General features: G+C 69.5%; 20 protein-coding genes and 2 pseudogenes. 12 read left to right on the top strand and 10 right to left on the bottom strand.

Annotated elements, in window-relative coordinates; translation table 11 throughout:
- Window positions 1–50: 50 nt before the first annotated feature.
- Entirely contained in the window at window positions 51–3,917 is a 3,867-nt protein-coding gene (locus ACFY5C_RS24685) for an AAA family ATPase (RefSeq protein WP_389447563.1), read from the bottom strand.
- Window positions 3,918–5,142: 1,225 nt separating this feature from the next.
- On the opposite strand from ACFY5C_RS24685, the gene ACFY5C_RS24680 reads away from it, so the two are divergent.
- Window positions 5,143–7,152: a calcium-binding protein gene (locus ACFY5C_RS24680; protein WP_389447562.1), complete on the top strand. Its 2,010-nt coding sequence runs from the start codon at window positions 5,143–5,145 to the stop codon at window positions 7,150–7,152.
- A 171-nt stretch (window positions 7,153–7,323) separates the two neighbouring features.
- Window positions 7,324–7,721 (top strand): annotated as a pseudogene (locus tag ACFY5C_RS24675) (DUF4291 family protein).
- Between the two features lie 46 nt (window positions 7,722–7,767).
- Here the strand turns inward: ACFY5C_RS24675 and ACFY5C_RS24670 are convergent.
- The 4 genes from ACFY5C_RS24670 to ACFY5C_RS24655 form a co-directional block, all read right to left on the bottom strand.
- Window positions 7,768–7,947 (bottom strand): hypothetical protein, encoded by a 180-nt coding sequence (locus tag ACFY5C_RS24670; RefSeq protein ID WP_389447560.1) that lies wholly within the window; start codon window positions 7,945–7,947, stop codon window positions 7,768–7,770.
- Between the two features lie 246 nt (window positions 7,948–8,193).
- Window positions 8,194–8,655 carry a DUF1877 domain-containing protein gene (locus ACFY5C_RS24665; RefSeq protein ID WP_389447559.1) on the bottom strand — a complete coding sequence of 154 codons (462 nt, stop codon included), beginning with the start codon at window positions 8,653–8,655 and terminating at the stop codon, window positions 8,194–8,196.
- A complete protein-coding gene (locus tag ACFY5C_RS24660; RefSeq protein WP_389447557.1) occupies window positions 8,633–9,508 on the bottom strand; it encodes an undecaprenyl-diphosphate phosphatase in 876 nt (291 codons plus the stop codon). The genes ACFY5C_RS24665 and ACFY5C_RS24660 overlap by 23 nt, the downstream gene beginning before the upstream one ends.
- A 150-nt stretch (window positions 9,509–9,658) precedes the next feature.
- Entirely contained in the window at window positions 9,659–10,129 is a 471-nt protein-coding gene (locus tag ACFY5C_RS24655; RefSeq protein ID WP_389447555.1) for a winged helix-turn-helix transcriptional regulator, read from the bottom strand.
- Window positions 10,130–10,269: 140 nt separating this feature from the next.
- Between ACFY5C_RS24655 and ACFY5C_RS24650 the strand changes: the two genes are divergently transcribed.
- Window positions 10,270–11,439 (top strand): thiolase family protein, encoded by a 1,170-nt coding sequence (locus ACFY5C_RS24650; protein ID WP_389447554.1) that lies wholly within the window; start codon window positions 10,270–10,272, stop codon window positions 11,437–11,439.
- Window positions 11,440–11,512: 73 nt separating this feature from the next.
- Here the strand turns inward: ACFY5C_RS24650 and ACFY5C_RS24645 are convergent, their stop codons facing one another.
- Entirely contained in the window at window positions 11,513–12,307 is a 795-nt protein-coding gene (locus tag ACFY5C_RS24645; RefSeq protein ID WP_389447552.1) for a TVP38/TMEM64 family protein, read from the bottom strand.
- Window positions 12,308–12,356: 49 nt separating this feature from the next.
- On the opposite strand from ACFY5C_RS24645, the gene ACFY5C_RS24640 reads away from it, so the two are divergent.
- From ACFY5C_RS24640 to ACFY5C_RS24630, 3 genes are all read left to right on the top strand, one after another.
- Window positions 12,357–13,079 (top strand): DNA alkylation repair protein, encoded by a 723-nt coding sequence (locus ACFY5C_RS24640; RefSeq protein WP_389447550.1) that lies wholly within the window; start codon window positions 12,357–12,359, stop codon window positions 13,077–13,079.
- Between the two features lie 307 nt (window positions 13,080–13,386).
- Window positions 13,387–14,556 carry an elongation factor Tu gene (tuf, locus tag ACFY5C_RS24635; RefSeq protein ID WP_389447548.1) on the top strand — a complete coding sequence of 390 codons (1,170 nt, stop codon included), beginning with the start codon at window positions 13,387–13,389 and terminating at the stop codon, window positions 14,554–14,556.
- Window positions 14,557–14,670: 114 nt separating this feature from the next.
- On the top strand, window positions 14,671–15,516 hold the full coding sequence (locus ACFY5C_RS24630) for a spermidine synthase (protein WP_389447546.1): 846 nt from the start codon (window positions 14,671–14,673) through the stop codon (window positions 15,514–15,516).
- On the opposite strand, the gene ACFY5C_RS24625 is transcribed toward ACFY5C_RS24630, so the two are convergent.
- Complete coding sequence (locus ACFY5C_RS24625; RefSeq protein ID WP_389447544.1) at window positions 15,478–16,779, bottom strand: MFS transporter; 1,302 nt, start codon at window positions 16,777–16,779, stop codon at window positions 15,478–15,480. The two genes, ACFY5C_RS24630 and ACFY5C_RS24625, sit on opposite strands and share 39 nt — an antisense overlap.
- A gap of 199 nt (window positions 16,780–16,978) precedes the next feature.
- Between ACFY5C_RS24625 and ACFY5C_RS24620 the strand changes: the two genes are divergently transcribed.
- The 3 genes from ACFY5C_RS24620 to ACFY5C_RS24610 all read left to right on the top strand — a co-directional run bounded on the left by ACFY5C_RS24620 (window position 16,979) and on the right by ACFY5C_RS24610 (window position 20,694).
- On the top strand, window positions 16,979–17,416 hold the full coding sequence (locus ACFY5C_RS24620) for a DUF4442 domain-containing protein (protein ID WP_389447671.1): 438 nt from the start codon (window positions 16,979–16,981) through the stop codon (window positions 17,414–17,416).
- Window positions 17,417–17,804: 388 nt separating this feature from the next.
- On the top strand, window positions 17,805–19,718 hold the full coding sequence (locus tag ACFY5C_RS24615; RefSeq protein WP_389447543.1) for an RICIN domain-containing protein: 1,914 nt from the start codon (window positions 17,805–17,807) through the stop codon (window positions 19,716–19,718).
- Window positions 19,719–20,049: 331 nt separating this feature from the next.
- Window positions 20,050–20,694, top strand: coding sequence for a DedA family protein (locus ACFY5C_RS24610; protein WP_389447541.1), 645 nt, complete (start codon window positions 20,050–20,052; stop codon window positions 20,692–20,694).
- A gap of 100 nt (window positions 20,695–20,794) precedes the next feature.
- Here ACFY5C_RS24610 and ACFY5C_RS24605 read toward each other — a convergent pair whose 3' ends face one another.
- Complete coding sequence (locus tag ACFY5C_RS24605) at window positions 20,795–21,325, bottom strand: gamma carbonic anhydrase family protein (protein ID WP_389447539.1); 531 nt, start codon at window positions 21,323–21,325, stop codon at window positions 20,795–20,797.
- A gap of 115 nt (window positions 21,326–21,440) precedes the next feature.
- On the opposite strand from ACFY5C_RS24605, the pseudogene ACFY5C_RS24600 reads away from it, so the two are divergent.
- Window positions 21,441–22,226, top strand: a pseudogene (locus ACFY5C_RS24600) (acyltransferase); the annotation flags it as partial.
- 169 nt (window positions 22,227–22,395) lie between these two features.
- Here the strand turns inward: ACFY5C_RS24600 and ACFY5C_RS24595 are convergent.
- Window positions 22,396–23,253, bottom strand: a complete 858-nt coding sequence (locus tag ACFY5C_RS24595) for an EamA family transporter (protein WP_389447537.1) — start codon at window positions 23,251–23,253, stop codon at window positions 22,396–22,398.
- A gap of 107 nt (window positions 23,254–23,360) precedes the next feature.
- On the opposite strand from ACFY5C_RS24595, the gene ACFY5C_RS24590 reads away from it, so the two are divergent.
- Both ACFY5C_RS24590 and ACFY5C_RS24585 read left to right on the top strand, forming a co-directional pair.
- Window positions 23,361–23,933: a helix-turn-helix domain-containing protein gene (locus ACFY5C_RS24590; protein ID WP_389447535.1), complete on the top strand. Its 573-nt coding sequence runs from the start codon at window positions 23,361–23,363 to the stop codon at window positions 23,931–23,933.
- 43 nt (window positions 23,934–23,976) lie between these two features.
- Complete coding sequence (locus ACFY5C_RS24585) at window positions 23,977–24,534, top strand: YbaK/EbsC family protein (RefSeq protein WP_389447533.1); 558 nt, start codon at window positions 23,977–23,979, stop codon at window positions 24,532–24,534.
- A 10-nt stretch (window positions 24,535–24,544) separates the two neighbouring features.
- Here ACFY5C_RS24585 and ACFY5C_RS24580 read toward each other — a convergent pair whose 3' ends face one another.
- The gene (locus ACFY5C_RS24580) at window positions 24,545–25,660 is read right to left on the bottom strand and encodes a cation diffusion facilitator family transporter (protein ID WP_389447531.1); all 1,116 of its coding nucleotides are present in this window, start codon (window positions 25,658–25,660) and stop codon (window positions 24,545–24,547) included.
- Between the last annotated feature and the right edge of the window lie 34 nt (window positions 25,661–25,694).

The raw sequence follows: 25,694 nt of genomic DNA, 5'->3' as shown, positions 1-25,694 counted from the left end.
TGACCTCTTTCGTGGGCTGAAGAGGGTGGGATTACTTCGTTGATCGCTTCTCAGGGGTGCTCGAATCGACTGAGCAGACGGGAGCCGAGTTCGAGAACCATGATGCCGCGTGGCCCGGCCACGACGGCTCGGTTGCCGGGAAGGAACCTGGTGCTCCGCAACGGTGATCCGACCCGTAGATGGTGCTCTCGTCGACTTTCCGCGGACCACAGGGCAGCGGAGCAGGTGTGTCCGCCGGAGAGGATTAGCGGCTGCCTGCCGATCTGGGTGGTGTCCACGTCGGCCAATTGCATGTGATGGGCCTGCTCGAGTTGGGCGTCGATCATCAGGGAGCCGTCTTCGGTGTTCCAGATGTGCAGACGAGAGTAGCCGCCGACTCCGACGGCGACCGGGATGTCACCTATGTGGCTGAAGGAGACAGCCGTGATGGAAAACGGGTCGCCGTTGTCCATTCTGAGGACGCGATGCCGCGTCTCGTCGTTCGTCACGGTCCACAGCTGGGCCTGGAAGCATTCCCAGTCCCAAGTGACGAACCGGTGTGCTTCGTCCGGTTGCTCTGGGAGCGGAGCCACCATGAAGCTGCCGGTGTGGCAGGCCAGCGGTGGCCGAATGGCATCACAAGTGGCTAGGTCGAAGAAGCCCAGTCGCCCGCTTGTCGCAGTGACGAGGAGTAGTGGCCGCTCCCTGTTCACGACAGCGATGGACCTCCACTCCTCGTCCGAGGCCAACTGGAAGTCGTATGACGGTTGGCCGTCCGGGAAGACCCGTAGCGTGATGTGCCTCTGTCTGTCCAGCGTGACGAAGGACCGCGGGTCGCCCGGGACCGCGGCTGCGCTGCGGAAGCCTTCCTCGGCCGATCGCCTCAGTTCGGCGAGGACGTCACCGCCGTCCGCCTCGAAGATCACGAGAGAGCCGTCGGCATTGATGGACGCGATGCAGCTCTGTCGGGTGGAGTTGGTTCCCGTGACGACGCTGTGGTGGTCGCCGACAGAGGCCACCGGGCGGGCTGCTTGGATGTTCCAGGCACGTACGGCGCCGTCACGTCCTCCCGAGATAAGCAGGCGGGCACCGTTCAGTTCGCACTGTGCCAGCGATTGCACCCCGCCGTCATGAACGGCCAGTTGCCGTACCTCCTCTTGGGCGGCGCCACGTATGAACAGGTTGCCGTTCCAATCGCCCCAGCACCACAGATCGTTGTCGTGGCCCGTGATGAGGGTGGTGAATACTCCCGCGTCACCATGATGCGGGTCCCCGGCAACCTCTCCACGGACTGGGTCCCAAGCGATCACCTGGCCTGCCGCAGCTCCCAGAAGGATCACGGGCCCGTCCTGGCGCTCAGCGAGCGACGCTGCCCAGAAGCGCGTGTCACTCCGCCAGCCCGGCACGTGTACTCCGGGATGCAGCGGTTCACTGAGCGGGCGACCGGTGGTGAGGTCCCACGTCTCGATGTCACCACTGTTGCCGCTCACCACGGCAAGGCACCGCCCGCCTGCGTTGTCCACCACGAGAACTTGGTCTTCTCGCCCGATCACGACCGGCGGCAGATCCAGCACATGACCGTCCCTCACGGACAAGACCTCTACTACGTGATCTCGGCTGACCGTAGCCACTGCGGATTGACCTGCGACGTCTATCGACCACAAACCGTTTGGCGCACGATCTTCCGCGAGAATCCTCTGCGGATCGGCCGCGTCCGGCGTCGTGCGCAGCAAATGCCCATCCTCGTGAAGGGTCACGATGGCGATGCCGTCACCCTGCCGGAAGGTAGCCATGGCGAGGATGGGTGAATCCGGCTCCCGTACGCCGGTCACCATGGGTTCTCCATCGGCGAGGCGCCACGCCTGGATGCCCCACGCGCTCGCCGACAGCACCACGATTCCCCTCGCTGTCTCAACGGTGCCGACAGCAAGGACATAGTCGTCATGGTGTCCGAGCATGCGGCTCTCAATGAGAGTGTCCCAGCGAGCCCAGAGTACCGACCAGGGACGATCGGGAGCTGTAGCTGCCAGTTCGCCCGCCAGGCGCGCGTCGCCGGCCATGTGGGCCGCCATCCCGAGGTAGCAGATGCGCTCGTCTTCCGGTGCCACTAGCAGCTGCTGGCCGACTCGTTGAATGATGCGAGCCACTCGCCGGCCCGACCCGGTGCGAGCGGTGGGGAGTGCCGTCAGCAGCCGAGCCGGATCCACGGCAGCCAAAAAGCCCGCGTCATCGAGAAGATGGTCCAGCACCTGGCCCTCGCCCGCATGGAAAGGCAGATATGTACGCGTGTAGCTGTCGGCGTGCACCCAGTCCCGCTCGTCAAGGGAAGACGATGACAGCTTCTCGAGGAGAATGCCCGCAAGACGGCGGTGGACCTCGGCTGCCGGACGCTGACGAGTGCTCAGCTGCCGCAAATGCTCGCCCAACGCTTCGTGGAAGAGCCGGAAGGCGACACGGTCTCCGTGGGTGCTGCGGTGGAGCAGGTCCACCCCAGCGCTGTCCAGGAGCAGCCGGGTGACATCGCGCTCGGAGTACGCGGCCGTTCCCAGCATGGTGGCCGCGGCCGCCCAGGTTCCTGGGTCGCTGAAGCCATCGCCCTGGGACCAGGCCAGAGCCATCAGCAGATCGCGTAACCATGGGCCACCTGGCTGAACGTCACGAAGGTAGCGGTCCATTGCGGCACCCACTGTGGTGGGAAACGTCTCCGCCCACCCAGAACTCCCTGTGTCCACGGGTTCGTCGGATCCCATCAGGGACAGCGCCGTGAGCTGTGCCACGAGAAAACTGGAGCCGGCACGAGCTGCTACGGCCGCAGCAACCCTTTCCGCGAGTGCAGGGCGGGCACGGTAGGGAGTGCGGACCTGCGGGTCCGGATCGGCCAGCAATGTGCTGCAGACGTACTCAGCAACATCGCGTCGATCCAGATACTGTTCCTCGTCCAGATCGAGTACGAGCGCCGAAGCTCCGAACAGCCGCACCAGGTGGTCCTCGCCACCTCGGCGCGTACCGACGAGCAGGCGGATGCCCGTCCGCTCCGACGCCGCCGCCAGCGGCTCGAGTAGGTCAACGATGAGCCGATGGGCGTCGGCAGCCTCATCCACCCCATCGACGACGACCACAGTTGGTCGATGCTCGAAGTCCTCGCGGAGATGCGCGAGGAGACCGCTGCACGTCCCCTCGTCGATCGTCAGGGCCTGTGAGATCTCGGCGGCCACTTCGTCTGCCGTGCGGCCACGTACGTGCACCGCCATGCTGATGGAGCCGACCGGCGGTCGCGTCCCGGCTGGTGCGGTGGCAAGCACCTCATTGGGTTGTCCGGCATCGGCCAGACTCACCAGCCTTCCGAGCACCGCTGACTTACCGGATCCCGGGGCACCGGTCACGACACGAGAACACGCAACGTCCAAACCGGCGCCGTTGATCCAGTCCACCAGCTCACGCAGCACTCGAAGCCGACCCATGAAGTATGAGCCCTCGCGCACGAGCGAAGGCAGAATTCCACGCCCTCTGGGGTGGAAGTGACTGCGCAACTGCTCCGCCCGCTGCGCAGCCGCGGCATCAGACCTGTTAGCCAGCAGTTGCTGGTGCTGCGCCCGCCTCGAAACTCGATCGCTAAGCGCATCAACCGCAGGTGGTACCGCAAATCCGCACACCATGACCAGGGCTGTGAGGACCACCAGGACAGGGGAGATGCGGTCAGACGTGAGGAGCCCCAGCAAGGCCCCACTCGCGACTGCCAGGCCCGGCAGCATGTAGAGCAACAAGCGCTCGGCCAGTGACCGTCGGTTGTCACGCTGGCGCAGTGAGTACACGGTTTCATTCGTATAGGCAATCGCGCCTCCTCGTCCATGGAATCCGCGGACGATCATCAAGGCCGTACTCGCCGCAGGGCATCGGAGCGCGGCCTCCGTCGCGCGCGAGCGTTCTGCTGCGAGCACGGCTCGACATGGTCATCAAGCCGCGTTCACAGCCTCCTTGCGAGGCTGAGACGCCCCGATCGGGCAGGTAGGGACAGAGCCGCCCTCACAGGTCCTCTGGATGCACGCCCTCTTCGGCTCCCCACATCGACCGCAGCTCGCTGACTGCTCGCTGAGCTGCCTTACGGCCGTCGGGGCGCGGCGCAGTTGTCCGTGGGCCGGCCAGGTCGGGACCGTTGAGCGACCGCGCAGGGACGGCCGTTCAGTTGGTTCGGCGTACCACGGCGATGTGTCCGTCCTCGTGTGCCGCCTTGTCCTGCCAGTCGTCGGGCGGTGCCATGAGGACACGGAGCGACTGTTCGTTGAGCCACTCCAGTCCCAAGATGTGACGCCGATTCGTGCTCGATGAGAGGTGACCGCGCCCGATTTGAGGTGTAGAAGCAGCAGCTCACCCTCGAAGAAGTAGCCACCGTCGTACTTACCGGTGCCTGCCGTGAGCAGCGGGAGCGTGGGGTGGAAAGCCATGGCATGCACAGGGAAACGCGGGCGCATGAGCCCCTGAGGGGCGAAGCTTTTGGTGTTGGAGACCGCGACCGTCGCAGTTCCACTGTCCTCGCGAACGCCCCGCCACGCTCAGGAGACCGCTCGGCTCATCCCGGACAACCAAGGTCGGGTCGCCGATCTCATGAAAGGGCCAGTCGCCGGTCACGCGTTCGTTGGAGGGCACCATGCCGAGATCTTCTCAACTGCGAGGGAGCCATTGACTCAGCGGACCCAAAAGGGTCTGTGAGCCATGCTTGACCCGGGTCATCAAGCCGCGCTCACAACCCCTCTCCGTGGCTCGAGTGCCCGGCTCCGGAGAGGGGACATCAGGCCCGGTACGCCAGAGGTCACCTCGCGGCCCAGGCTCGCCGATGCGGGCTTCGCCTTGGGGGCCTGGTCGATTCGAACCTGGAGCGTTGTGCGCCGACGCGTGCCGCGTCGGCGCTAGAGGTGGGGAGCGGTAGTCCGTCGAACTCACGTCTGTTCGACGGGCGTTCGGCCGACCGCCGCGCTGGTCAACGGCACGGCCGGCGCGCACTCCGAGCCCCTGCGTGGCTCTCACCCGTGGGGATGGATCTCGACGTCCAGTAAGCCCAGCTCAGCCCGCCGCAAGGATCTTGCCGCAACGGTTCCCACAGGCTTTGGGCTGTCACTGGACGCAGCGATCCGCTGCGAGGCAACGAGGGGCAGGAAGCAAGCCCATATGAACACATTCACCTCTGGTCTGCGAAGAGCACTGGGGCGAACCGGTATCGCGGCGGCCACGGGCCTGGCGCTCGTGCTGACCGTGCCCGGAGTCGCGCTCGCCGCACCGGGCGACCTCGATCCGACCTTCGACGGTGACGGCAGAGTCGTCACCGACTTCGGCGGCTACGACGAGAGCCGCGGCATGGCGCTGCAGCCCGACGGCAAGATCGTCACCGTCGGTCTCGTCCAGCCCTACGAAAGCGGAGAGGTCGACTTCGCCCTTGCCCGTTACAACCCCAACGGGGCTCTGGACTCCGGATTCGGGACCGGCGGCAAGGTGATCACCGACGTTCGCGGCAGTGAGGACTACGCCAACGGGGTGGCGGTGCAGGCCGACGGCAAGATCGTCGTGGTCGGCCGCACATCGGACCCCGAGACCATGAACCCCGAGTTCACGGTGGTCCGCTACAACCCTGATGGGACGCTGGACGCCGGTTTCGGGACCGACGGTACGGTGGTCACGGAATTCGGAACGGGTGGACCGTCCGAGGCGTTCTCCGTAAAAGTGCAGGCCGACGGCGGGATTGTCGCCGTCGGCAGTAGCGGCGCCGCTTTCGCGCTGGCCCGTTACAACGGCGACGGCAGCCTCGACACCGGCTTCGACGGCGACGGCAGGGTCACCACCGCCTTTGCGGGCGGTGCGGCGACCGCCTTCGACGTGGCGTTGCAGTCGGACGGGAAGATCGTCGCTGCTGGTCGCGCGGGGTACAACTATCCGGCCAACGCCTCCGATTTCGCGCTCGCGCGCTACAACGGCGACGGCAGCCTCGACACAGGCTTTGACGCCGATGGCAGGGTGACCACCCCCTTCGCCGATGCCGACGTGATCGGTGGGGTGGCGTTGCAGTCCGACGGAAAGATCGTCGTCGCAGGATTCAGCGACTTCGACTTCGCCCTGGCCCGTTACAACCCCACCGGCACTCTCGACAGCGGCTTCAGCGGCGACGGCAAAGTCACCACCGACTTCGGAAGCGGAACCCTGGACAGGGGTTCCGACCTGGCGTTGCAGTCCGACGGGAAGATCGTCGTCGCAGGCATGAGTCAGGCCGACTTCGCGGTGTCCAGGTACAACCCCGACGGCAACCTGGACGGCGGCTTCGGAACCGGCGGCAAGGTGACCACCGATGTTGCCAACGGCTTCTTCGACACAGCCAGCGCGGTGGCGCTGCAGCCCGACGGAAAGATCGTCGCCTCCGGCAACACCGGCGACGACCGCGGCCTGGTCCGGTACCAGGTGGCCGGCACGCCTCCGCCACCGCCCGGCGTGGACCTGTCGGTCAGGAAGACCGGTCCCACTACGGTCAGCATCGGCGACCGGCCCACGTACAGCGTGACCGTGACCAACAACAGCACCACGACCTCCGCCACCGGCGTCACCCTGTCCGAGACGCTCAGCGGCCCAGCCGCCTCGGTCGTCTCAGCGACCCCCAGCACGGGCACCTGCACCCTCACGGCCACCAGCGCGAGTTGTTCCCTGGGCACCCTCGCCCCCGGAGCCAGCGCCACGGTGCAGATCGCGGCCGAGCCGCGGGCCACCGGCACCCTCTCCGACCGGGCCACGGTCGGCGCCGCACAATCCGACCCGGACTCAGGCAACAACACCGCCACGGCGACTACCACGGTGAACAACGCCCGTGGTTGCACCCGCGTCGGAACCAGCGGCAACGACACCCTCAACGGCACGTTCGGCCCCGACGTGATCTGCGCTCTCGGAGGGGACGACACCGTCAACGCCGGCTTCGGCGGTGACACCGTGTACGGCGGTTACGGCAACGATCGCCTCGACGGCAGTTTCGGAAACGACGCCCTCAACGGAGGCCCTGGCAATGACAACCTGATCGGCAACGACGGCAACGACGGCCTCAACACGGTCGACAACGTATCCGGCAACGACAGCGCCAACGGCGGCTCCGGCACGGACACCTGCACGACGGACTCGGGCGACACCCGGATCAGCTGCCCCTAGGCATGGGTTCTGCCGCATGGGTGTGTCGGTCCACCGGCATTCATCGGCGTCAGCCCCGGCGCGAACAGCTTCGAGCTGGTCTGCGTCGGGGCTGACGCGCGAGCCGACACGTCGCTGGTGGCAGCTGCGTGCCCTCATGTCACGAAGCCACCATCCGCATACGGCCATGTCGTGACCTGCCGTGTGGCTCTCTCTGCGCACCGGGTCTGTGAGCGCTGTTTGACGTGGATCAAGCCGTCGTTCCTCTGGATGATGTACCGCTGTGGCTGGGCCACGAAGGAGAACCAGAAGACCGTCCTCGCCGTCGAGATCAGTCGCGAGGGCTTCGAACGGGCGCTGCGTCAGGCCTGGAAGCGGCACCCTTTGCCGTACCGGTCCTTGCAGCTGGGCATCGGAGGGGAGGCGACAGTACGCCGACGAATGGATTCTCGGCATCGAGGATGTGACGCCGCTCGCCAGGGAGATGCACGGGCGTGCGGGCGGGTGAACTGGAGCGTGCGGCCGAGTTGTTGCCGAACGAGCGGCCGTACCCGTTGGGTGAGGACGTGCTGGCGCACCTGGCCGCCTAGACGTGGTCGAGCGTCAACCGGCGCTGTTCGACCCGGATTCCCTGCTTCAAGCCGCCTCGATGACCGCACTGCGGATCGCGGCGGCCCACTCGACCACCAACAGCTCGTACTCCGCGCGCTCCTGCGCCGACAGTGAGCCGCCTGCGCGCAGCCACAGGGCGCGAATCTCCTCGTTCACCTCGGCAGCAGACCGCACGGAACCAGGGCCTAAGGAATGGGGGGACATGCAGGCAAGCCTAGGGGCAAGGACTGACAGTGCGCTACCGGACGGCTACGCAGAACGTATGTGATTGGTCACGGATTCCGGGGCGAAGGTTTCGATGAGCGTCCGCACTGAGTCGTGGATCAGCAGGTCGGACGTCAGTCGGCCCACACGGCCATGCACTGCCCACGCTGCACTGCGCCGCCGTAGAACTCCCGCATAGCGGTGAAGTGCTCGACAAGACAGGGCCGTATGTCACCACCGGCGAAGTCACGTCCGACGCCGCACGCGGCGGCCCGCGTCCTTGGGGTGGAGCGGCAGGTCGGCCAGGAGGTCGTCCAGGTCGACGGCGTAGAGGGCGGGGGTAACGACTGCGACTGCGACTGCGACCTCGGCAGGGGCGAGGAGGCGGGGCGGCCTCTCGATGCCGTCGTAGACCTCGTCGTGGTCGAGGAAACCGACGTCACCGCCGGGGCCCCCGGAGACGGTCCCGTCGAGCAGTGTGATCAGGTCCGCGTCGGTTCCCGTCGCGCGGCAGTAGTGGATGAGGCCCCAGATCGCCCGGCCCGTGTCGAGCAGATCGGCGGGCGGTGGATCACAACCCGGCGCTGCCCCCGGCGAGTCGAGTGCCGAGGTGCGGCAGCGCTCGAGGTGGGCCGGGGTGACGCGGGCGAACCGTTGGGTGAGCGCCCTGTGCGGCTCGTGGGCGTCAGCCCGCCGACTCCGCCGCATGCGGGCTCAGTACGCCCGCCGCCACCAGGACGATGATGACGATGCCGAGTGCGATGCGGTACCAGACGAACGGCATGAAGCTCTTCGTCGAGATGAACTTCATGAACCAGGCGATGACGGCGTAGCCGGTCACGAAGGCGATCACCGTCGCGAAGATCGTCGGGCCCCAGGACACGTGGTCGCTCTCCATCGCGTCCTTGAGCTCGAACAGACCGGAGGCGAGGACGGCCGGGATCGCGAGGAGGAAGGAGTAGCGGGCCGCGGACTCGCGGGAGTACCCCATGAAGAGGCCGCCGCTGATGGTGGCGCCGGAGCGGGATACTCCGGGGATGAGGGCCGCGGACTGGCACAGGCCGAAGATCAGGCCGTCCTTCACGCCCAGGTCCTCAAGTCCCTTGCGCTGCTTGGCTGCGCGGTGCCGGCCGCCCGACTCGTCGCGGGCTGCCAGCCGGTCCGCGATGCCGATGATGATGCCGACGACGATCAGCATCGTCGCCGTGATGCGCAGGTCGCGGAAGGGGCCCTCGATCTGCTCCTTGAGGGTCAGGCCCAGCACGCCGATCGGGATCGAGCCGACGATCACCAGCCAGCCCATCTGGGCGTCGTGGTCCTGCCGCATCTCCTTGTTGGTCAGCGAGCGCAGCCACGCCGAGATGATCCGCCCGATGTCCTTGCGGAAGTAGATCAGTACGGCAATCTCCGTGCCGATCTGCGTGATCGCCGTGAAGGCCGCACCGGGGTCCTCCCATCCCGAGAACGCCGCGGTCAGGCGCAGGTGCGCGCTGGAGGACACGGGGAGGAACTCGGTCAGCCCCTGGACGAGTCCGAGGATGAGCGATTCAAACCAAGACATGAAGTTACGGAGTCCAAGTGCTGATGGTGGCAAGGGATGAAGGGGGACACCGCGTCGGCGGCGCAGTGATCGCGGGTGTCGAGGGGCAGCGTAGCGCCCCTCGAAGTCGGCTCCGGCACAGGGGCCTGGCTCCGGCTGGAGCGACGGGCCTCAGGCCGCCGTCGGTCCCTTCACTGTCCATCCGGGCGCCTGGGGGTGGGCCGTGAGGTCCTCGTGGTGCACCGCGCCGCCACAGGCCCGGCAGGTGACGACGGCGACCAGCTCGTTTCCGCAGGTGTGCTCGATCACCATGGGACGGTCGTCGGGCGCACGGAGGTGGCGGTCGCCCCACGCCATCAGGGCCATCAGGACCGGCTCCAGGTCCAGCCCCGCCGGCGTGGGCCGGTACTCGAACCGCTGCGGGCGCTCGCTGTAGGCGCGCTTGGTGAGGATGCCGACGTCGACGAGGCGACGCAGACGGGCGGCCAGGATGTCGCGCGGGGCTCCGATGTTGCGCACGAGCTGGTCGAAGCGGCCGTTGCCCAGGCACACCTCGCGCAGGACGAGCAGGGAGTACTTCTCGCCGACGAGCGCCAGGGCGTCGGCGATGGAGCAAGGGCGCGGGTCTTTGGTGGCGGCCATGCGGCTCAGTCTAGGCGGAGGGTTCGACTTTCCAACTTGAGGGTTTGATTTTCCTACTTACCAGGCTAGGGTGAGTTTGAATTTCCTACTCGTCGGTAATCGCCCCGGAGAACGCCCCGGCGGCCAAGGAGGCCCGCACCATGCGTGACGCAGTGATCGTCGAAGCCGTACGCACTCCTATAGGCAAGGGCAAGCCGAACGGCGCCCTGGCGCACGTCCACCCCGTCGAACTCCTCGCCCACACCCTGCGCACCCTCGTCGAGCGCTCGGGCGTCGACCCGGCGCTGATCGACGACGTCATCGGCGGCACCGTCGACCAGGTCGGCGAGCAGGCCATGAACACCACCCGCTACGCCGCCCTGTCGGCGGGCTTCCCGGAGACGGTCCCGGCCACCACCGTGGACCGCCAGTGCGGCTCCTCGCAGCAGGCCGTGCACTTCGCCGCCCAGGGCGTCATCTCGGGCGCCTACGACCTGGTCGTCGCGTGCGGGGTCGAGTCGATGAGCCGCGTGCCGATGTGGTCCAACGTGCCGCCCGGCAAGGACCCCTTCGGCCCCGGCATCGCCGAGCGTTACCGCGAGGGGCTCGTCCCGCAGGGCATCAGCGCCGAGCTCATCGCGGCCAAGTGGTCGATCACGCGCGAGCAGATGGACGCGTTCGCCGTCTCCTCGCACCACAAGGCGGCCGCAGCCTGGGACAAGGGCCTCTTCGACGCCGAGGTCGCGCCCCTGGAGGGCGTGTCGCGCGACGAATGCGTTCGACCTGGCAGCACCCCCGAGATCCTCGCCGGCCTCAAGCCCGCGTACCACGACCCGGTCTTCGCCGAGCGTTTCCCGCAGATCGAGTGGAACGTGACCGCCGGCAACGCCAGCCCCATCAACGACGGCGCCTCCGCCGTGCTCATCACGTCCAGTGAGACGGCGGCCCGGCTCGGCCTGCGTCCCCTTGCCCGGCTGCACAGCTTCTCCGTCACCGGCTCCGATCCCGTCCTGATGCTCACCGGCGTGATACCCGCGACGGAGAAGGTGCTGCGCCGGGCGAACCTGTCCCTCGGCGACATCGACCTGTTCGAGGTGAACGAGGCCTTCTCCAGTGTGGTGCTCGCGTGGCGGCAGGAGACCGGCGCCGACCTCGCCAAGGTCAACGTGCACGGCGGCGCGATCGCGATCGGCCACCCGCTCGGCGCCAGCGGAACCCGGCTGACGACGACCCTGGTGCACGCGATGCGCGAGCGCGGCGCCCGCTACGCCCTGCAGACGATGTGCGAGGCGGGTGGCCTCGCCAACGCGATGATCCTGGAGTCGGTGTAGCCGCGCCGGCGGCGGGGCGTCGGCCGCCGTGGCTGCAGGCGCGACGACCCAGCCTGGCGGCAGGCGAAACGGTTCAGCGGCCCCGCAGGTGGTGGCGCTTGCGCCACGCCACCACAGCACCGGCCAGCGCAGGCAGCGCGATACAGGCGAGCGCGATCAGGAAGGCGGGCGACGTCGGCGTGGAGGCACGGGCACCGGCGACGACGTACGCGGCGACGTTCGGGATCGACCCGATGGCCGTCGCGAGAAGGAACGGGACGTAGCCCATGCGGGAGACGGCGGCGGCGTAGTTCGCGGCCCAGAACGGCACACCGGGGAACAGCCGCACCGCCAGCATCGAGCGGAAACCGTGCCGGCTGAACTGGCCGTCCGCCGCCTTCAGCAACCGGCCGCGCAGCAGCGGGCGCAGCGCCTCCTGGCCGAGCAACCGGCCCAGCCCGAAGGCGATCCCGGCCCCCAGCACCGTGCCCGCCATGGCCGCGCCGATGCCCCACTCGGAGCCGAAGAGCGCGCCCGCCGCGAGGTTCAGCAGCGGCCGCGGCACGAACGCCACCGTGATCAGCCCGTACGCCACGGCGAACAACACCACCGCGGCCGGGCCCGCGACCTGGGGCGGCCAGCCGTTCGCCAGCAGCCTCTGCGGCTCGAAGAGCAGCACCGACGACGCCGCCGCCGCGAGCAGGCCCAGGAGCAGGGACAGCCGGGACCACGGCGACAGCAGCGTTCTCGTACAGCGCGCGGCGAAGCCCGCGGGCACGGGTACGGCAACAGGTACGGCTGCGGGGGCGGGGACTGTGAGCTCCGTGGCGGCGGCCCGGGAAGAGGCCTTGGCGGTGCCCCCAGAGCGGGTGGTGGCATCGTCGAGCATCCGGCGACACTAACCGACAAAGATGTGTGATCGCCGTATGGTTCGTCTCATGAGCGTCACAGGAGGGGGAACAACGGAAGTTCCCCGCAGTGGTCTGGCCGACACGGTCCTGGAGCGGCTCACCGCCACGTACGCCGTCGCCGCGGACCCGCAGCGCGCTGCCGCCGCCCGGGCGTACATGAAGGACGCCGCCCCGTTCCTCGGCATCCCCACCCCCGAGCGCCGCGCCCTCTCCCGCGCCGTTCTCAAGGGCACACCACGCCCCGACGAGGCCGACTGCACCGCGATCGCCCTGCGCTGCTGGGAGCTGCCGGAGCGCGAGTACCACTACTTCGCCGTCGACTACCTGCGCCGGCACGTGGGGCGCTGCTCCTCCGGCTTCCTGCCGGTGACCCGGCACCTCATCACCACCGTCTCCTGGTGGGACACCGTCGACGCACTCGCCGCGCACGTCGTCGGCGGCCTCGTCGCCGCCGACCCGAAGCTCACCGCCGACATGGACGCCTGGATCGCCGACGGCGACCTGTGGGTCGCCCGCACCGCGCTCCTCCACCAGCTGCGCTACAAGGACCGGACCGACACCCGGCGCCTCTTCGCCTACTGCCTGCGCCAGTCCGGGCACACCGACTTCTTCATCCGCAAGGCCATCGGCTGGTGCCTGCGCGAGTACGCCAAGACCGACCCGGAGGCCGTACGGGAGTTCCTGGCGCGGGAGCGGGGGAGGTTCGCGCCGCTGTCGGTGCGGGAGGCGCTGAAGAACATCGGGGCATAAAGCCCCGAACTCCCCATCCGCGAAAAACCATTCGACGCCGGGCACGGCGTCGACGATGATCGAGCTCATGTTCCGGCACGCCTTCGTCCTCGCAGCATCCGCAGTCGCGGATGCCACGAAGGCTGCCGTTCTGGTCTTTCTGACCGCCGTCGACGGCGCCCGAAGCTGACCCTCTCCGGATAGTCCGGCGGACCCCGCAGGGGGAGGGTCGGCAGGTCCTTGGGGTCCCCATCTCGCACGAGAGCGCTCGTACGCGAGATCACCTTTGCAGAGACTTCAGAGACTTCAGAGACTTCGAGGTACAGCCATGTCCAAGACGGCATACGTGCGCACCAAACCGCATCTGAACATCGGCACGATGGGTCATGTCGACCACGGCAAGACCACGTTGACCGCCGCCATCACCAAGGTCCTCGCCGAGCGCGGGTCCTCCACGTTCGTTCCGTTCGACCGCATCGACCGGGCGCCGGAGGAGGCCGCGCGCGGCATCACCATCAACATCGCGCACGTCGAGTACGAGACCGACACCCGCCACTACGCGCACGTCGACATGCCGGGCCACGCCGACTACGTCAAGAACATGGTCACCGGCGCCGCGCAGCTGGACGGGGCGATCCTCGTCGTCTCCGCGCTCGACGGGATCATGCCGCAGACCGCCGAACACGTGCTGCTCGCTCGGCAGGTGGGCGTCGACCACATCGTGGTGGCGCTCAACAAGGCCGACGCGGGTGACGAGGAGCTCATCGACCTCGTCGAGCTGGAGGTCCGCGACCTGCTCACCGAGCACGGCTACGGCGGCGACGCCGCGCCCGTCGTCCGGGTGTCGGGGCTGAAGGCCCTGGAGGGGGACCCCAAGTGGACGGGATCGGTCGAAGCGCTGCTCGACGCGGTCGACACGTACGTTCCGATGCCGGAGCGATATGTGGACGCGCCGTTCCTGCTGCCCGTCGAGAACGTGCTCACGATCACCGGTCGCGGGACCGTGGTGACCGGCGCCGTGGAGCGGGGCACCGTGCGGGTCGGCGACCGGGTCGAAGTGCTGGGGGCCGGGCTGGAGAGCGTGGTCACCGGCCTGGAGACGTTCGGCAAGCCCATGGCCGAGGCGCAGGCCGGGGACAACGTGGCCCTGTTGCTGCGCGGGGTCCCTCGGGACGCGGTGCGCAGGGGGCACGTGGTTGCCGCGCCGGCCAGTGTCGTTCCGCGCCGTCGTTTCTCCGCGCAGGTCTACGTGCTCTCGGCCCGCGAGGGCGGGCGCACGACTCCTGTCGTCACCGGGTATCGGCCGCAGTTCTACATCCGTACGGCGGATGTGGTGGGTGACATCGACCTGGGTGAGGTGGGTGTCGCGCGGCCCGGGGAGACGGTTGCGATGACCGTCGAGCTGGGGCGTGAGGTGCCTTTGGAGCCCGGGCTCGGGTTCGCCATCCGTGAGGGTGGCAGGACCGTCGGGGCGGGGACCGTGACCGCCGTCGTGTGAGGGGTCCGGTTCGTGGGGGACTGCGGGATCGCCGTGGCCGATCGCGCAGTTCCCCGGGCCCCTGCCGGGGCGCTCCCGCGCACTTCTTCGGAGTCCCCCCGGCACAATGAGAAGGTGAATGAGCCCATACCCGTCACCCGGCCCGTCGACTACGGCACCGCCAAGCTGATGCCCGACGTCGATCGGAAGCGGGCCTGGTTGCTCACTGTCGACGGGGCTCCTCAGTCGTACGTGGATCTTGACGAGCCGACACACCTGGAGTTCGAGTACGCCCGGCGGCTCGGGCATGTGCTCGACAGCGTCGCCGAGGCGGGGCGGCCGCTGGACGTGCTGCATCTCGGGGGCGGTGCGCTCATGCTGCCCCGGTACGTCGCCGCGACCCGGCCCGGCTCGCAGCAGGATGTGGTCGAGGCCGATCGGGGGCTGCTGGAGCTGGTCTCGGAGCATCTGCCGATTCCGGACGGGGCCGGCATCCGGCTGCACGCCGGGGACGCCCGGGACTGGCTGGAGGCGGCCGCGGACGACTCGGTAGACGTGCTCGTCGCCGACGTCTTCGGTGGGTCACGGGTGCCGGCGCACCTGACGTCGGACGCGTACGTCCGTCAGGCCGAGCGCGTTCTGCGGGGAAGCGGCATATACATGGCGAACCTCGCGGATGCCGCGCCCTTCGCCTTCCTGCGTTCCCAACTCGCCACCTACGGTTCGGTGTTCGAGGAGCTGGCGCTGATCGCCGAGCCGGGTGTGCTGCGCGGCAGGCGGTTCGGCAACGCGGTGCTCGTCGCCGCGCGCCGGCCCTTCGACACGGCGGCCCTGGCCCGCCTCACCGCCTCCGACGCCTTTGCGGCGAGGGTTGAACACGGGCCCGGCCTGCGGGACTTCATCGGCGGGGCGCGGCCGGTGCGGGACGAGGACGCCGTAGCGTCACCCGAGCCCCCGGACGGGGCTTTCAGCATCGGCTGAGCCGAGGTGGCCGCTCGCGGTCACGTGCTTGGTACGACGCCGAAGGTTCCGTACGTCCGGTACGCACAGGACCGCCGCCGTGACGACCACGACCAGCGCGGCGCAGCCCCACAGCGCCGACGTGCGCCCGACCGCCGCCTCCGCCGGGCCGGCCAGCGCCGTCGCCAGGGGGACCAGCGCGACCGAGCCGAACCAGTCGTAGGCGGCGACCCGGGACAGTTTCTCCTCCGGTATCTCCTGATGGAGTGCCGTCATCCAGGAGACGCCGAACACCTCCAGCGTCACACCGGTGAGGAACATCACCGCGCAGAGCACGCTGATCGGCGCGGGAATGGCGAGCGCGGCCGAGGGGAGGGCGAGGGGGAAGACGCACAGGGTGCCTGCGAGGAGCAGGCGGCGTGGCTTCCATCGGGTCATGAGCAGGGCGCCGGCGACCGTGCCCGCGCCGAAGAAGCCCAGCGCCAGACCCCAGGGGCCCGCCCCGCCCAGATGGTCCCGGGCGACCAGCGGGCCGTAGACCGCGTCGGCCGCGGCGACGACCGCGTTCGCGATGGAGAACTGGACGACGACTGCCCACAGCCACGGCCGCCCGGCGAACTCCCGCCAGCCGTCCCGCAGATCGGCGAGCATGCCGCCGTCCGGCGCACGCTGCGGAATGTGACTCACGTCGAGGAACGCCCGCATGGACCCGGCGACGGCGAAGGCCACCGCGTCCGCCGCCAGCACCCAGCCCGGCCCGATCGCGGCCACCATGGCACCGCCGAGCGCGGCACCGCCGACCGCCGCCCCCTGCATGGCCATCCGGAACACGGCGAACGCCCTGCTCGCCTGCTCGCCCTGGACCGACGACAGCAGCATGCCCTCGGCCGCCGGGCTGAAGAACGCCTGGCCGGTGCCGCCGAGGGCGGTCAGCAGCATCATCTGCCACAGCTGGGCCTCGCCGGCGAGTACGAGCACGGCGAAGGCGGCCTGGGAGAGACAGTTGAGGGCGTTGGCCGCGACCATCACCCGGTGCCGTGGGACCCGGTCCGCGACGGCGCCGCCGATCAGCAGGAACAGCACCAGGGGCAATGTGCGGGAGGCGGCCACCAGGCCCACGTCACCGCTGTCGCCGCCGGCTTCCAGTACCGCGAACGCCGCAGCGATCAGCGCGCCATGGCTGCCGAGGTTCGTGACGAACGCCGAGGCGGTCAGCAGGCTGTAGTTGCGGCCCGCCCAGGCGGGGCGGCGGGATCGGCGGCGGGGATCGACGGCGGAGGTCACCGGCCGACTATCGCCGCCGGGCCCTCGATTTGCCAAACGGATTGCAGGTCACGGGTCGGATGCACTGCTTCGCCCCGAACGCCGTCCGCCGCCCGTCACCTCCACCGTCCCCTTACATCGACCGCCTATCTGTTCCGTCACACGCCCTGTTCCCTGGACTCTACTCGTGGGTAACATGACCGCCATGAGCGCAGACCAGATGTCGATCGGCGAGATGCTCGCCGCCACCGTGCCCATGGCCCGGACCCTGAACCTCCAGTTCCTGGAGACCACGCCGGAGAAGGCCGTGGTGGCTCTGCCGGACCAGGGCGAGTACCACAACCACGTGGGCGGGCCGCACGCCGGCGCCATGTTCACGCTCGGGGAGTCCGCCAGCGGGGCGATCGTGCTGGCCGCGTTCGGTGAACAGCTCTCGCGCGCCGTCCCGCTCGCCGTCAGCGCCGAGATCGCCTACAAGAAGCTCGCCATGGGCGCCGTCACCGCCACCGCGACGCTGGGTCGTCCGGCCGCCGACGTCGTCGCGGAGCTGGATGCGGGGGAGCGGCCCGAGTTCCCCGTGGCCATCGAGATCCAGCGCGGTGACGGAGCCGTCACCGGGGAGATGACCGTCGTCTGGACGCTGAGGCCGAACGGCTGAGTCGGCCGTACGACTGCGAAGAGGGGCCCCGCCGAACGTGCGGGGCCCCTCTTTCGTGTCCCGGCCGACCGGCAGCCCTCATGCCGCCGATCGATGCGGAGTTGAAGATTCCGTGGACCAAGTGTCCTTGGCTGCACACAACTTGGTGCATCCTTCGGTGATGCTATCGAATGCGGGTGCGGATACCGCCGGTAACTAATCTTAATTTCTCGCCTTTTGAACGTCGGTCACTCGAACTTCTTGTTTCCTGGACGTCGCTTGTGCGAAAGTGAGCGGCCCGATAGCCGGTCCACAGGTGACGCGGCCTAGGTATGCACCAATCAGGCGCCTGCTTTCCGACGGACGTGCATTCCCCATGCCGTCCTGAGGCCGGGAAGGAAATGGTTCAGTGCAATCCCCTTACCCCCCACGACCGCCCTACCCGCCACGCCCCGGGCTGGGCCCCGGAGAGTCCGACCGCGATCTCGTCGCGAGTCTCGGCAAGGCCGGTGCGGATGCCCACGCCGTCGCGCTGCTGATCGCCCGGCACTGGCACCCCACCTACGACTATGCGGCCATCTGCCTGGCCTCCACGGAGAGTTCGGCCACCATGGTGGCCGCCGCGGCCTTCCACCGCGTGCTCGGCCGACCGGGTGGCGGCGCTCTGCGTCCCCAACTTCTCACCGCCGTAAGGGATCTGGTGAAGGAGTGGGCGGCAGACGGCCAAATTTCCGCTCTGCTGCCGGAACTCGGCAAACCGACGGGCGGCCGCGGGTTGCGCGCCGCGCGGTCCGTGACGCCCGAAAGGCGGCACATCGCCGAACGCGCTTTCCGTGCTCTGTCCGGGGCCTCGCAATGCCTTCTCTGGCACACCGAGGTCGAGGCGGAACCGATAACCATACCCGCCGGTCTGCTGGGAGTGGACGCGGCCACCGCCTCGGCGGCGCTGGAGGGAGCGCGCGAGCAATTCAGGAGGGGTTGCGTCCGCGCCCATGGCGAACTCGCGCCCACCCGGGAATGCCGTTACTACAACCGTCTCCTTGATGTCCCCATTCGCCGGGGCGGTGCCCTGCTGCCCGATGTCCAGCACCATCTGATGGAATGCCGCTACTGCCGTCACGCCGCCGAGCAGCTCAGCCACTTCGAGGGCGGCCTCGAAGTGCTGCTCGCCGAGACCGTGCTCGGGTGGGGCGCCCGGCGCTATCTCGACTCCCGGCCCCGGCGGGGCGGCTCGGGACCGACACCGTTGGAGGGCCCGCGCCACGGTGGCCGCCACCGCCCGGACCGCCTGGCTCCGCCGCGCGTCCGTCCGAAGGCCGTCGCCATGGGGGTCGGGCTCACCGCTCTCGCGCTGCTCGTGACGGTCCTCGCGGCCAAGGGCTGGACCGAGGAGAGCGGCGTCCCCGCCCCGGGCGCCACCTGGGGCGCGCCCAGCGGCAAGACCGTCCATCCGGGTGCGGTGTCCCCGCCCTCGTCCGGCGGCTCGCCGTCGGCCGCCTCGGCCGAGGACCCTGTCGAGATCGCTCAGGGGCGGCTCCGCAACCTCGATCGGGGCCTGTGTCTCGACCTCCGCGACGGCGAGCTCCGCACAGGTGCCCGGGCCGAGCTGGCGGATTGCTCGTCCGCCGCTTCCCAGCAGTGGTCGTACCGGGACAACGGTCTGCTGGGCAGCGCCGCCGACCCCACCCTCTGCCTCGACTCCGACGCCGATGAGGGCACGGTTCTCCTCGCGAACTGCCTCGCGCACGCGGGTGAGGTGCGCTACGACCTCACCGTCCACGGCGAGCTTCTGCCACGCCGGTCCGAAGGGTCGGCCGTCGCGCCGGGTGAGGGCGTGAGCGTGGTCGTCGCCGAACGGGACGGGTCCGACGCGCAGCGCTGGATGCTCGACGGCGGGCTCGCAGACGTTCGCGGGGAGAGGTCCGGGTCGGAGAAGACAAAGGAGAAGAGAGCGGAGAAGGGAGAGGAGAAGCCGGACGGGAAGAAGAAGGGGCAGGAGGACGGGGCGCCCGCGCAGCCCGACGGCCCCTCGGGGCCCGAGCACGAGTCGCCGGGCACCGTCGCCCCCGAGCCGCCGGACGCCAAGTCCCCGCGCGATGAGCAGGACCTGCCGGAGAGGGACCCGCAGTCGCACTACGAGACGCGATACGTCCAGGACGACTCCGGTGGCGAAGCCGAGCCCGCCACCCCCGTCGCCGCCGTCGTGGCCCTCCCCGCCAAGGTGCCGGCCACGGTCTCCACGGCCGTGGGCGCGGCCGGCACGACGCTCGACTCGGTCCTTCGCCAGGCCTCTGTCAGGTCAGGGGTCACCCCGCCGGGGTGACCCCTCCGTCGTTCCGGTCGGCGAAGGTTCGCTGAACGCCGAGCAGCGAACGCCGGCGCGGCAGATGATCCAGTAATGGGGCTCCTTCGTCCGCGACGGAGTGCCGCGCGCCACAGGGCGGCCCGTGATGCCGACCCGGCCCGGGGCGGTGCTGTCGCTGCGCACACGGTCCGCCGGGGGAACGTGCCGAGCACCGCTGTGCACCGTGAGCACCGGTGCAACCTGTGGGACTCCGAGACCGTCACTCAGAACGGGTAGGCTGCCCCGGCGCACGCTCACGACCGAGCGCGCGCCGGGAAACGCAGGGTGCACGACATGGGAGGAAGCGGCGTTGCACGTCCAGGAATGGCTCGAAACGGTGCCCCCGCTCGCGATCTATCTGCTGGTCGGCGTGGTCATCGGTCTGGAGAGCCTGGGCATCCCGCTGCCCGGCGAGATCATCCTGGTCTCCTCGGCGCTGCTCGCCTCACAGCACGGTGAGATCGACCCCTTCGTGCTGGGTGCCTGCGCGACCGCGGGCGCGATCATCGGTGACTCCATCGGCTACGCGATCGGGCGCAGGGGCGGCCGCCCCCTGCTGGCCTGGCTGGGCGGGAAATTCCCCAAGCACTTCAGCGAGGGCCACATCGCCACCGCCGAGCGCTCCTTCCAGAAGTGGGGCATGTGGGCCGTCTTCTTCGGCCGCTTCGTCGCCCTCCTGCGCATCTTCGCCGGGCCCCTCGCGGGCGTCCTGCGGATGCCGTACTGGAAGTTCCTGATCGCCAACGTCTTCGGCGGCATCCTCTGGGCGGGCGGCACGACCGCTGTCATCTATTACGTCGGAGTGGTCGCCGAGTCCTGGCTGAAGCGCTTCTCGTGGCTGGGCCTGGTCGCGGCGGTCCTGATCGGCCTGGCCTCGATGCTGATCATCAAGCGCAAGGCGAAGAAGGCCCAGGTGGCACACCAGGAGCCGGAACCGGTAGCTGCCGGGGACTGAACGCCCCTCAAGGGGCGCGGGGAACTGCGCGATCAGCCCCCGCGAACCCGCAGCCCCCGCGAACCCGCAGCCCCCGCGAACCCGTAGCCCGCGCAGGACCCTATGCCCCGTGCTCTTTCCGGTGAGCCTTCGCCAGCTCCGCGTACATGGTTCCGTTCAGCGTGACGCCCTGCCGCTCTTCCTCCGTCAGCTCCCGCTTCACCTTCGCCGGCACCCCCGCGACCAGGGACCCGGGAGGCACCTGCATCCCCTGCGGCACCAGAGCCTGAGCAGCGACCAAGGACCCCGCCCCGATCACGGCACCGTTCAGGATCGTCGCTCCCATCCCGATCAGACAGTCGTCCTCGACGGTCGCGCCATGCACCACGGCGTTGTGCCCGACGGAAACCCGCTCACCAATGCTCACCGGGAACCCGGGGTCGGCATGCAGCGTGCAGTTGTCCTGGACGTTGGACTCAGCCCCGACAAAGATCCGCTCCACGTCCCCCCGCACGACCGCGCCGTACCAAACGCTGGCCCCCTCCTCCAGCGTCACGTCCCCGATCACCGATGCGGTCGGCGCCACGAACGCAGCCTCGTCGATCTTCGGTTCCCGGCCCCCGATGCCCATGACCAGCGCCTTCTGCGTCATCGCCCTCTCCTCACCACAAACGTCGTAGACACTCGGCACCGTACGCCACCCGGTAGGGCGAAGATCACAGGTCCTCGACCTCATAAGGGCCCGGCGCGCTCAGTACGGTAAGCGGGTGCCCAAGCGCAAGAACACGTTCTCGTCCTGGCGGCGCAGCCTCACGCAGCGCGCCGTCCATGCGGGCTGGGCCTGGGTGCAGCGCACGGGTTCGGTGACGTCCGAGAACCCCGGCCGCTTCCACTTCGGCTCGATCGGCGAGGCCACCCGGCTGGCCTTCCCGCTCGGGACCGTCTTCGGTGAACCCTGGATCCACCTCGGCTCCCACTGCATCGTCGGCGAGCAGGTGACGCTGACCGCCGGTCTGATGCCCGACCTGGACCTCGGCCCGGAGCCGATCCTGCGGATAGGGGACGGCGTCGTGCTGGGCCGCGGCAGCCACGTCATCGCCGACACGACGGTCACCATCGGCAGCGACTGCTACTTCGGGCCGTACGTGTACGTCACGTCCACGAACCACTCGTACGACGATCCGCACGAGCCCATCGGCAAGCAGTGGCCGCGGATGGAGCCGGTCGAGATCGGCCCGGGGTGCTGGATCGGTACCGGGGCGGTGATCCTGCCGGGGGCACGGATCGGGCGGAACGTCGTGGTCGCGGCCGGCGCTGTGGTCCGGGGCGTGGTGCCCGACCATGCCGTTGTCGCGGGGGCGCCCGCCCGTGTCGTACGGCGCTGGACGCCCGACGACGGCTGGCAGCCGCCCCTTCGGACCCCGGCGCCCGTGCCGATACCCGACGGGATCACCCCCGAGCAGCTGCAGGCGCTGGCCGAGCTGGACGACGAGACGGTGGCGAGGCTGGCGGAGCTGGACGAGAAGGCGGCGGCCAAGCGGGGCGTGCTGGACGAGGAGGCGGCTGCCAAGCGGGGCGTGCTGGACGAGGAGGCGGCTGCCAAGCGGGGCGTGCTGGACGAGAAGGCGGCGGCCAAGCGGGGCGTGCTGGACGAGGAAGCGGCGGCGAAGCCGGATGAGCCGGTGGCTGCCGAACTCGCCGATCTGGACGTGGAGTCCTGAGTCAGCCGGTCGCCAGCAGCAGCGTCCCCAGCAGTGCGAGCCCCGCACCCGCCGCCTGCACTCCCCGCAACCGCTCCCTGAGGAAGCCGCGCGCGGCCACCGCCGTCACCACCGGGTAGAGCGAGGCGAGCACCGCGGCCACGGTGACCGGGCCCTGGTGGGCGGCGACGACATAGGTGCCGTTGGCCGCCACATCGGCGAGGCCGACGAAGGCCAGCGCCGGCAAGGTCCGCCAGGGGAAGGTGCCGTCCGGGAGGGCGTCGGCGCCCCGCCGCACGGAGGCGTAGAGGGCGAGGCCGCCCGCCACCACGTTCACCACGCGCTGGACGAAGAGCGCCAGGAACAGGCCCGTGATGGTGGTCGACGCCTCCGCGATCAGCGCGAACACCGTGCCGAAACCGAAGGCCGCGACCAGCGTGAGCAGGATGGCCTGCCGCTGCACGGGCGCGCCCCGCAGTTGCGGTCCGCCCGCGAGCACGACACCGAGCACGGCGACGGCGATCCCCGCGACCTGCATGAGTCCGGGCCGCTCGCCGAGGAAGAGGCCGACTCCGACCGGGACGGCCACGCCGACGGTACCGAGCGGTGAGACCACGCCCATCGGTCCGAGCGCGAGCGCCTTGTAGAAGCAGAGCAGGGCGACCGGGCCCACCACTCCGGCGGCGACCGCGAACCAGAGCTGGTCACCGGCCTCGCTCCAGGCGCCGGTGGCGACCACGATCACGCCGAGCACGGTCGCCGCGATCCCCTGCGATACGACGACCACCGTCAGGGCCGGGGTGCGCCGCGTCAGCAGTCCGCCCCCGAAGTCCGCCAGCCCCCACAGCAGGCTGGTGGCCAGGGCGAAGAGTGCTGTCACGAGTGCCTCGCAGTACAGTTCGGTGCACGATGGGGTGCACCCCACCGTAGTGCAGTCAGATAAACCCTGTCATCCAGAATATTGGACTCCGCAATGTTGGACGGAATGTGTCGGACCTCGACCTGCTGACCCAGTCCCTGGCGCGCAACGTCAAGCGCTGGCGCACCGAGCGCGGTTTCACCCTGGACGCCCTCGCCGCGCGTGCCGGGGTCAGCCGCGGCATGCTCATCCAGATCGAACAGGCCCGCACGAACCCGAGCCTCGGCACCGTGGTCAAGATCGGTGACGCGCTCGGGGTCAGCATCACCACCCTCCTCGACTACGAGCAGGGCCCGAAGGTGCGCGTCGTCCCGCCCGAGCAGGTGGTCCGGCTGTGGCACACGGACGCGGGCAGTTACAGCAGGCTTCTCGCCGGTACGGAAGCGCCCGGTCCGCTGGAGATGTGGGACTGGAAGCTGATGCCGGGCGAGCACAGCGGATCGGACCCGCATCCCGCCGGCACGGTCGAGATCGCCCATGTCACGACAGGCGAACTGACTCTGACCGTCGAGGGTGTGGAATACCGCGTCGCGGCCGGCTCCAGTGTCACCTTCGACGCCAACGCCCCGCACACCTACGCCAATCAGGGCGACGTCCCGATGCAGATGACGCTGACGGTCTCGGTCCCCCTCGCTCACTGAGACGCCCGGCCGGAAGCCTCCGCGGTCCTGTTAGCGTGCGCTCATGGACGCACCCATCGGTCACTTCGACCACGCCGCCCCCGCCCCGGACTGCCTCGACGAGCTCACCCGGCCGGTCGCCGAGGCCGTACGCCAGTGGCGCGGTAGCGTCCCCGCCGAGCAGATCATCTACGTCGAGACCGATCCGCAGTGGGCCGACACCGCCGTGTTCGTGGAGCACTACGGGCGGGAGCTGCTCGAACAGTCCGCGAACTGCGTTGTCGTCGCCGGCAAGCGCGGCGGCGAGACGACACTGGCCGCCTGCGTCGTGCTCTCCACCACCCGGGTCGACGTCAATGGCGTGGTGCGCCGTCAACTGGGCGCCCGCAAGGCGTCGTTCGCCTCGATGGACACGGCGACGAGCGAGACCGGCATGGAGTACGGCGGCATCACCCCGATCGGGCTGCCCGACGGCTGGCCGGTGCTGGTGGACTCGGCCGTCCTCGATCTGCCGTACGTCCTGGTCGGCAGCGGCCGGCGGCGCGGCAAGCTGCTGGTGCCGGGGAAGGCGTTCGCCGAGCTGCCGGGGGCAGTCGTACTGGAGGGGCTCGGCGTCGCCTGAGTACGCGGGTTCAGGCCGCGGTGTGGTGGGCGAGGGCGTGGTGCGGATCCGCCTCGCCCGGCACCGGTGCCGGGTCGGCGTGAACCAGGGCCGCGGTGAGCCGGGGCACGGCGTGCAGCAGCGCGTGTTCGGCGTCGACGGCGATGGCGTGCGCCTGCCGTACCGTCGCCTCGCCGTCCACGACGACCGCCACCTCGGCGCGTAGCCGGTGCCCGATCCAGCGCAGCCGCAACTCGCCGACCTCGCGCACGCCCTCGACCTCCCGCAGCGCCAGCTCTGCCCGGTCCACCAGGGCCGGGTCCACGGCGTCCAGCACCCGCCGGAACACCTCGCGCGCCGCGTCCCGCAGCACCAGCGTGATCGCGGCCGTGATCGCCAACCCGACGATCGGGTCCGCGAGTTGCCACCCGAGCGCCGCACCGCCCGCGCTCAACAGGACGGCAAGTGAGGTGAATCCGTCCGTCCGCGCGTGCAGGCCGTCCGCCACGAGCGCGGCCGAGCCGATCGCCCGGCCGACCCGGATCCGGTAGCGGGCCACCCACTCGTTGCCCACGAATCCGACGAGCGCGGCCACGGCCACCGCCGGGATGTGCTGCATGGGGCGCGGGTCGAGGAGGCGGTCGACGGCCGTCCACGCTGCGAAGGCCGCGGACGCCGCGATCGTCAACACGATGGCGATGCCTGCGAGATCCTCCGCCCGTCCGTAGCCGTAGGTGAAGCGGCGAGTGGCAGCGCGCCGGCCCAGTACGAAGGCGATGCCGAGCGGTACGGCGGTCAGCGCGTCCGCGGTGTTGTGCACCGTGTCGCCGAGCAGCGCCACCGACCCGGACGCGGCCACCACGACCGCCTGGGCGATTGCTGTAAGGCCGAGCACTGCCAGCGAGACCCACAGGGCGCGCATGCCACGTGCCGAGGACTCCAGAGCGGAGTCGAGCTTGTCGGCCGTCTCGTGGGAGTGGGGAGTGAAGAGGTGGGCGAGGCGGTGGCGGAGGCCGGTGGAGGAGTGGTCGTGCGGGTGGGGATGGTCGTGCGGGTGGGGATGGTCGTGCGCGTGCTCGTTCGCCGAGTCCCGGCCGTGACCGTGACGGTGGCCATGGTGGTGGTCGTGCTCGTGCCGGTCGCCCACGGCGCTCCCCTTCCGTTGCGTGAGTGTGCAGGTC

The sequence above is a fragment of the Streptomyces sp. NPDC012935 genome (assembly GCF_042900345.1).
Classification (GTDB): Bacteria; Actinomycetota; Actinomycetes; order Streptomycetales; family Streptomycetaceae; genus Streptomyces.
Note: the sequence above shows the minus strand (reverse complement) of the source record. Positions and strands in the feature narration are given on the sequence as shown.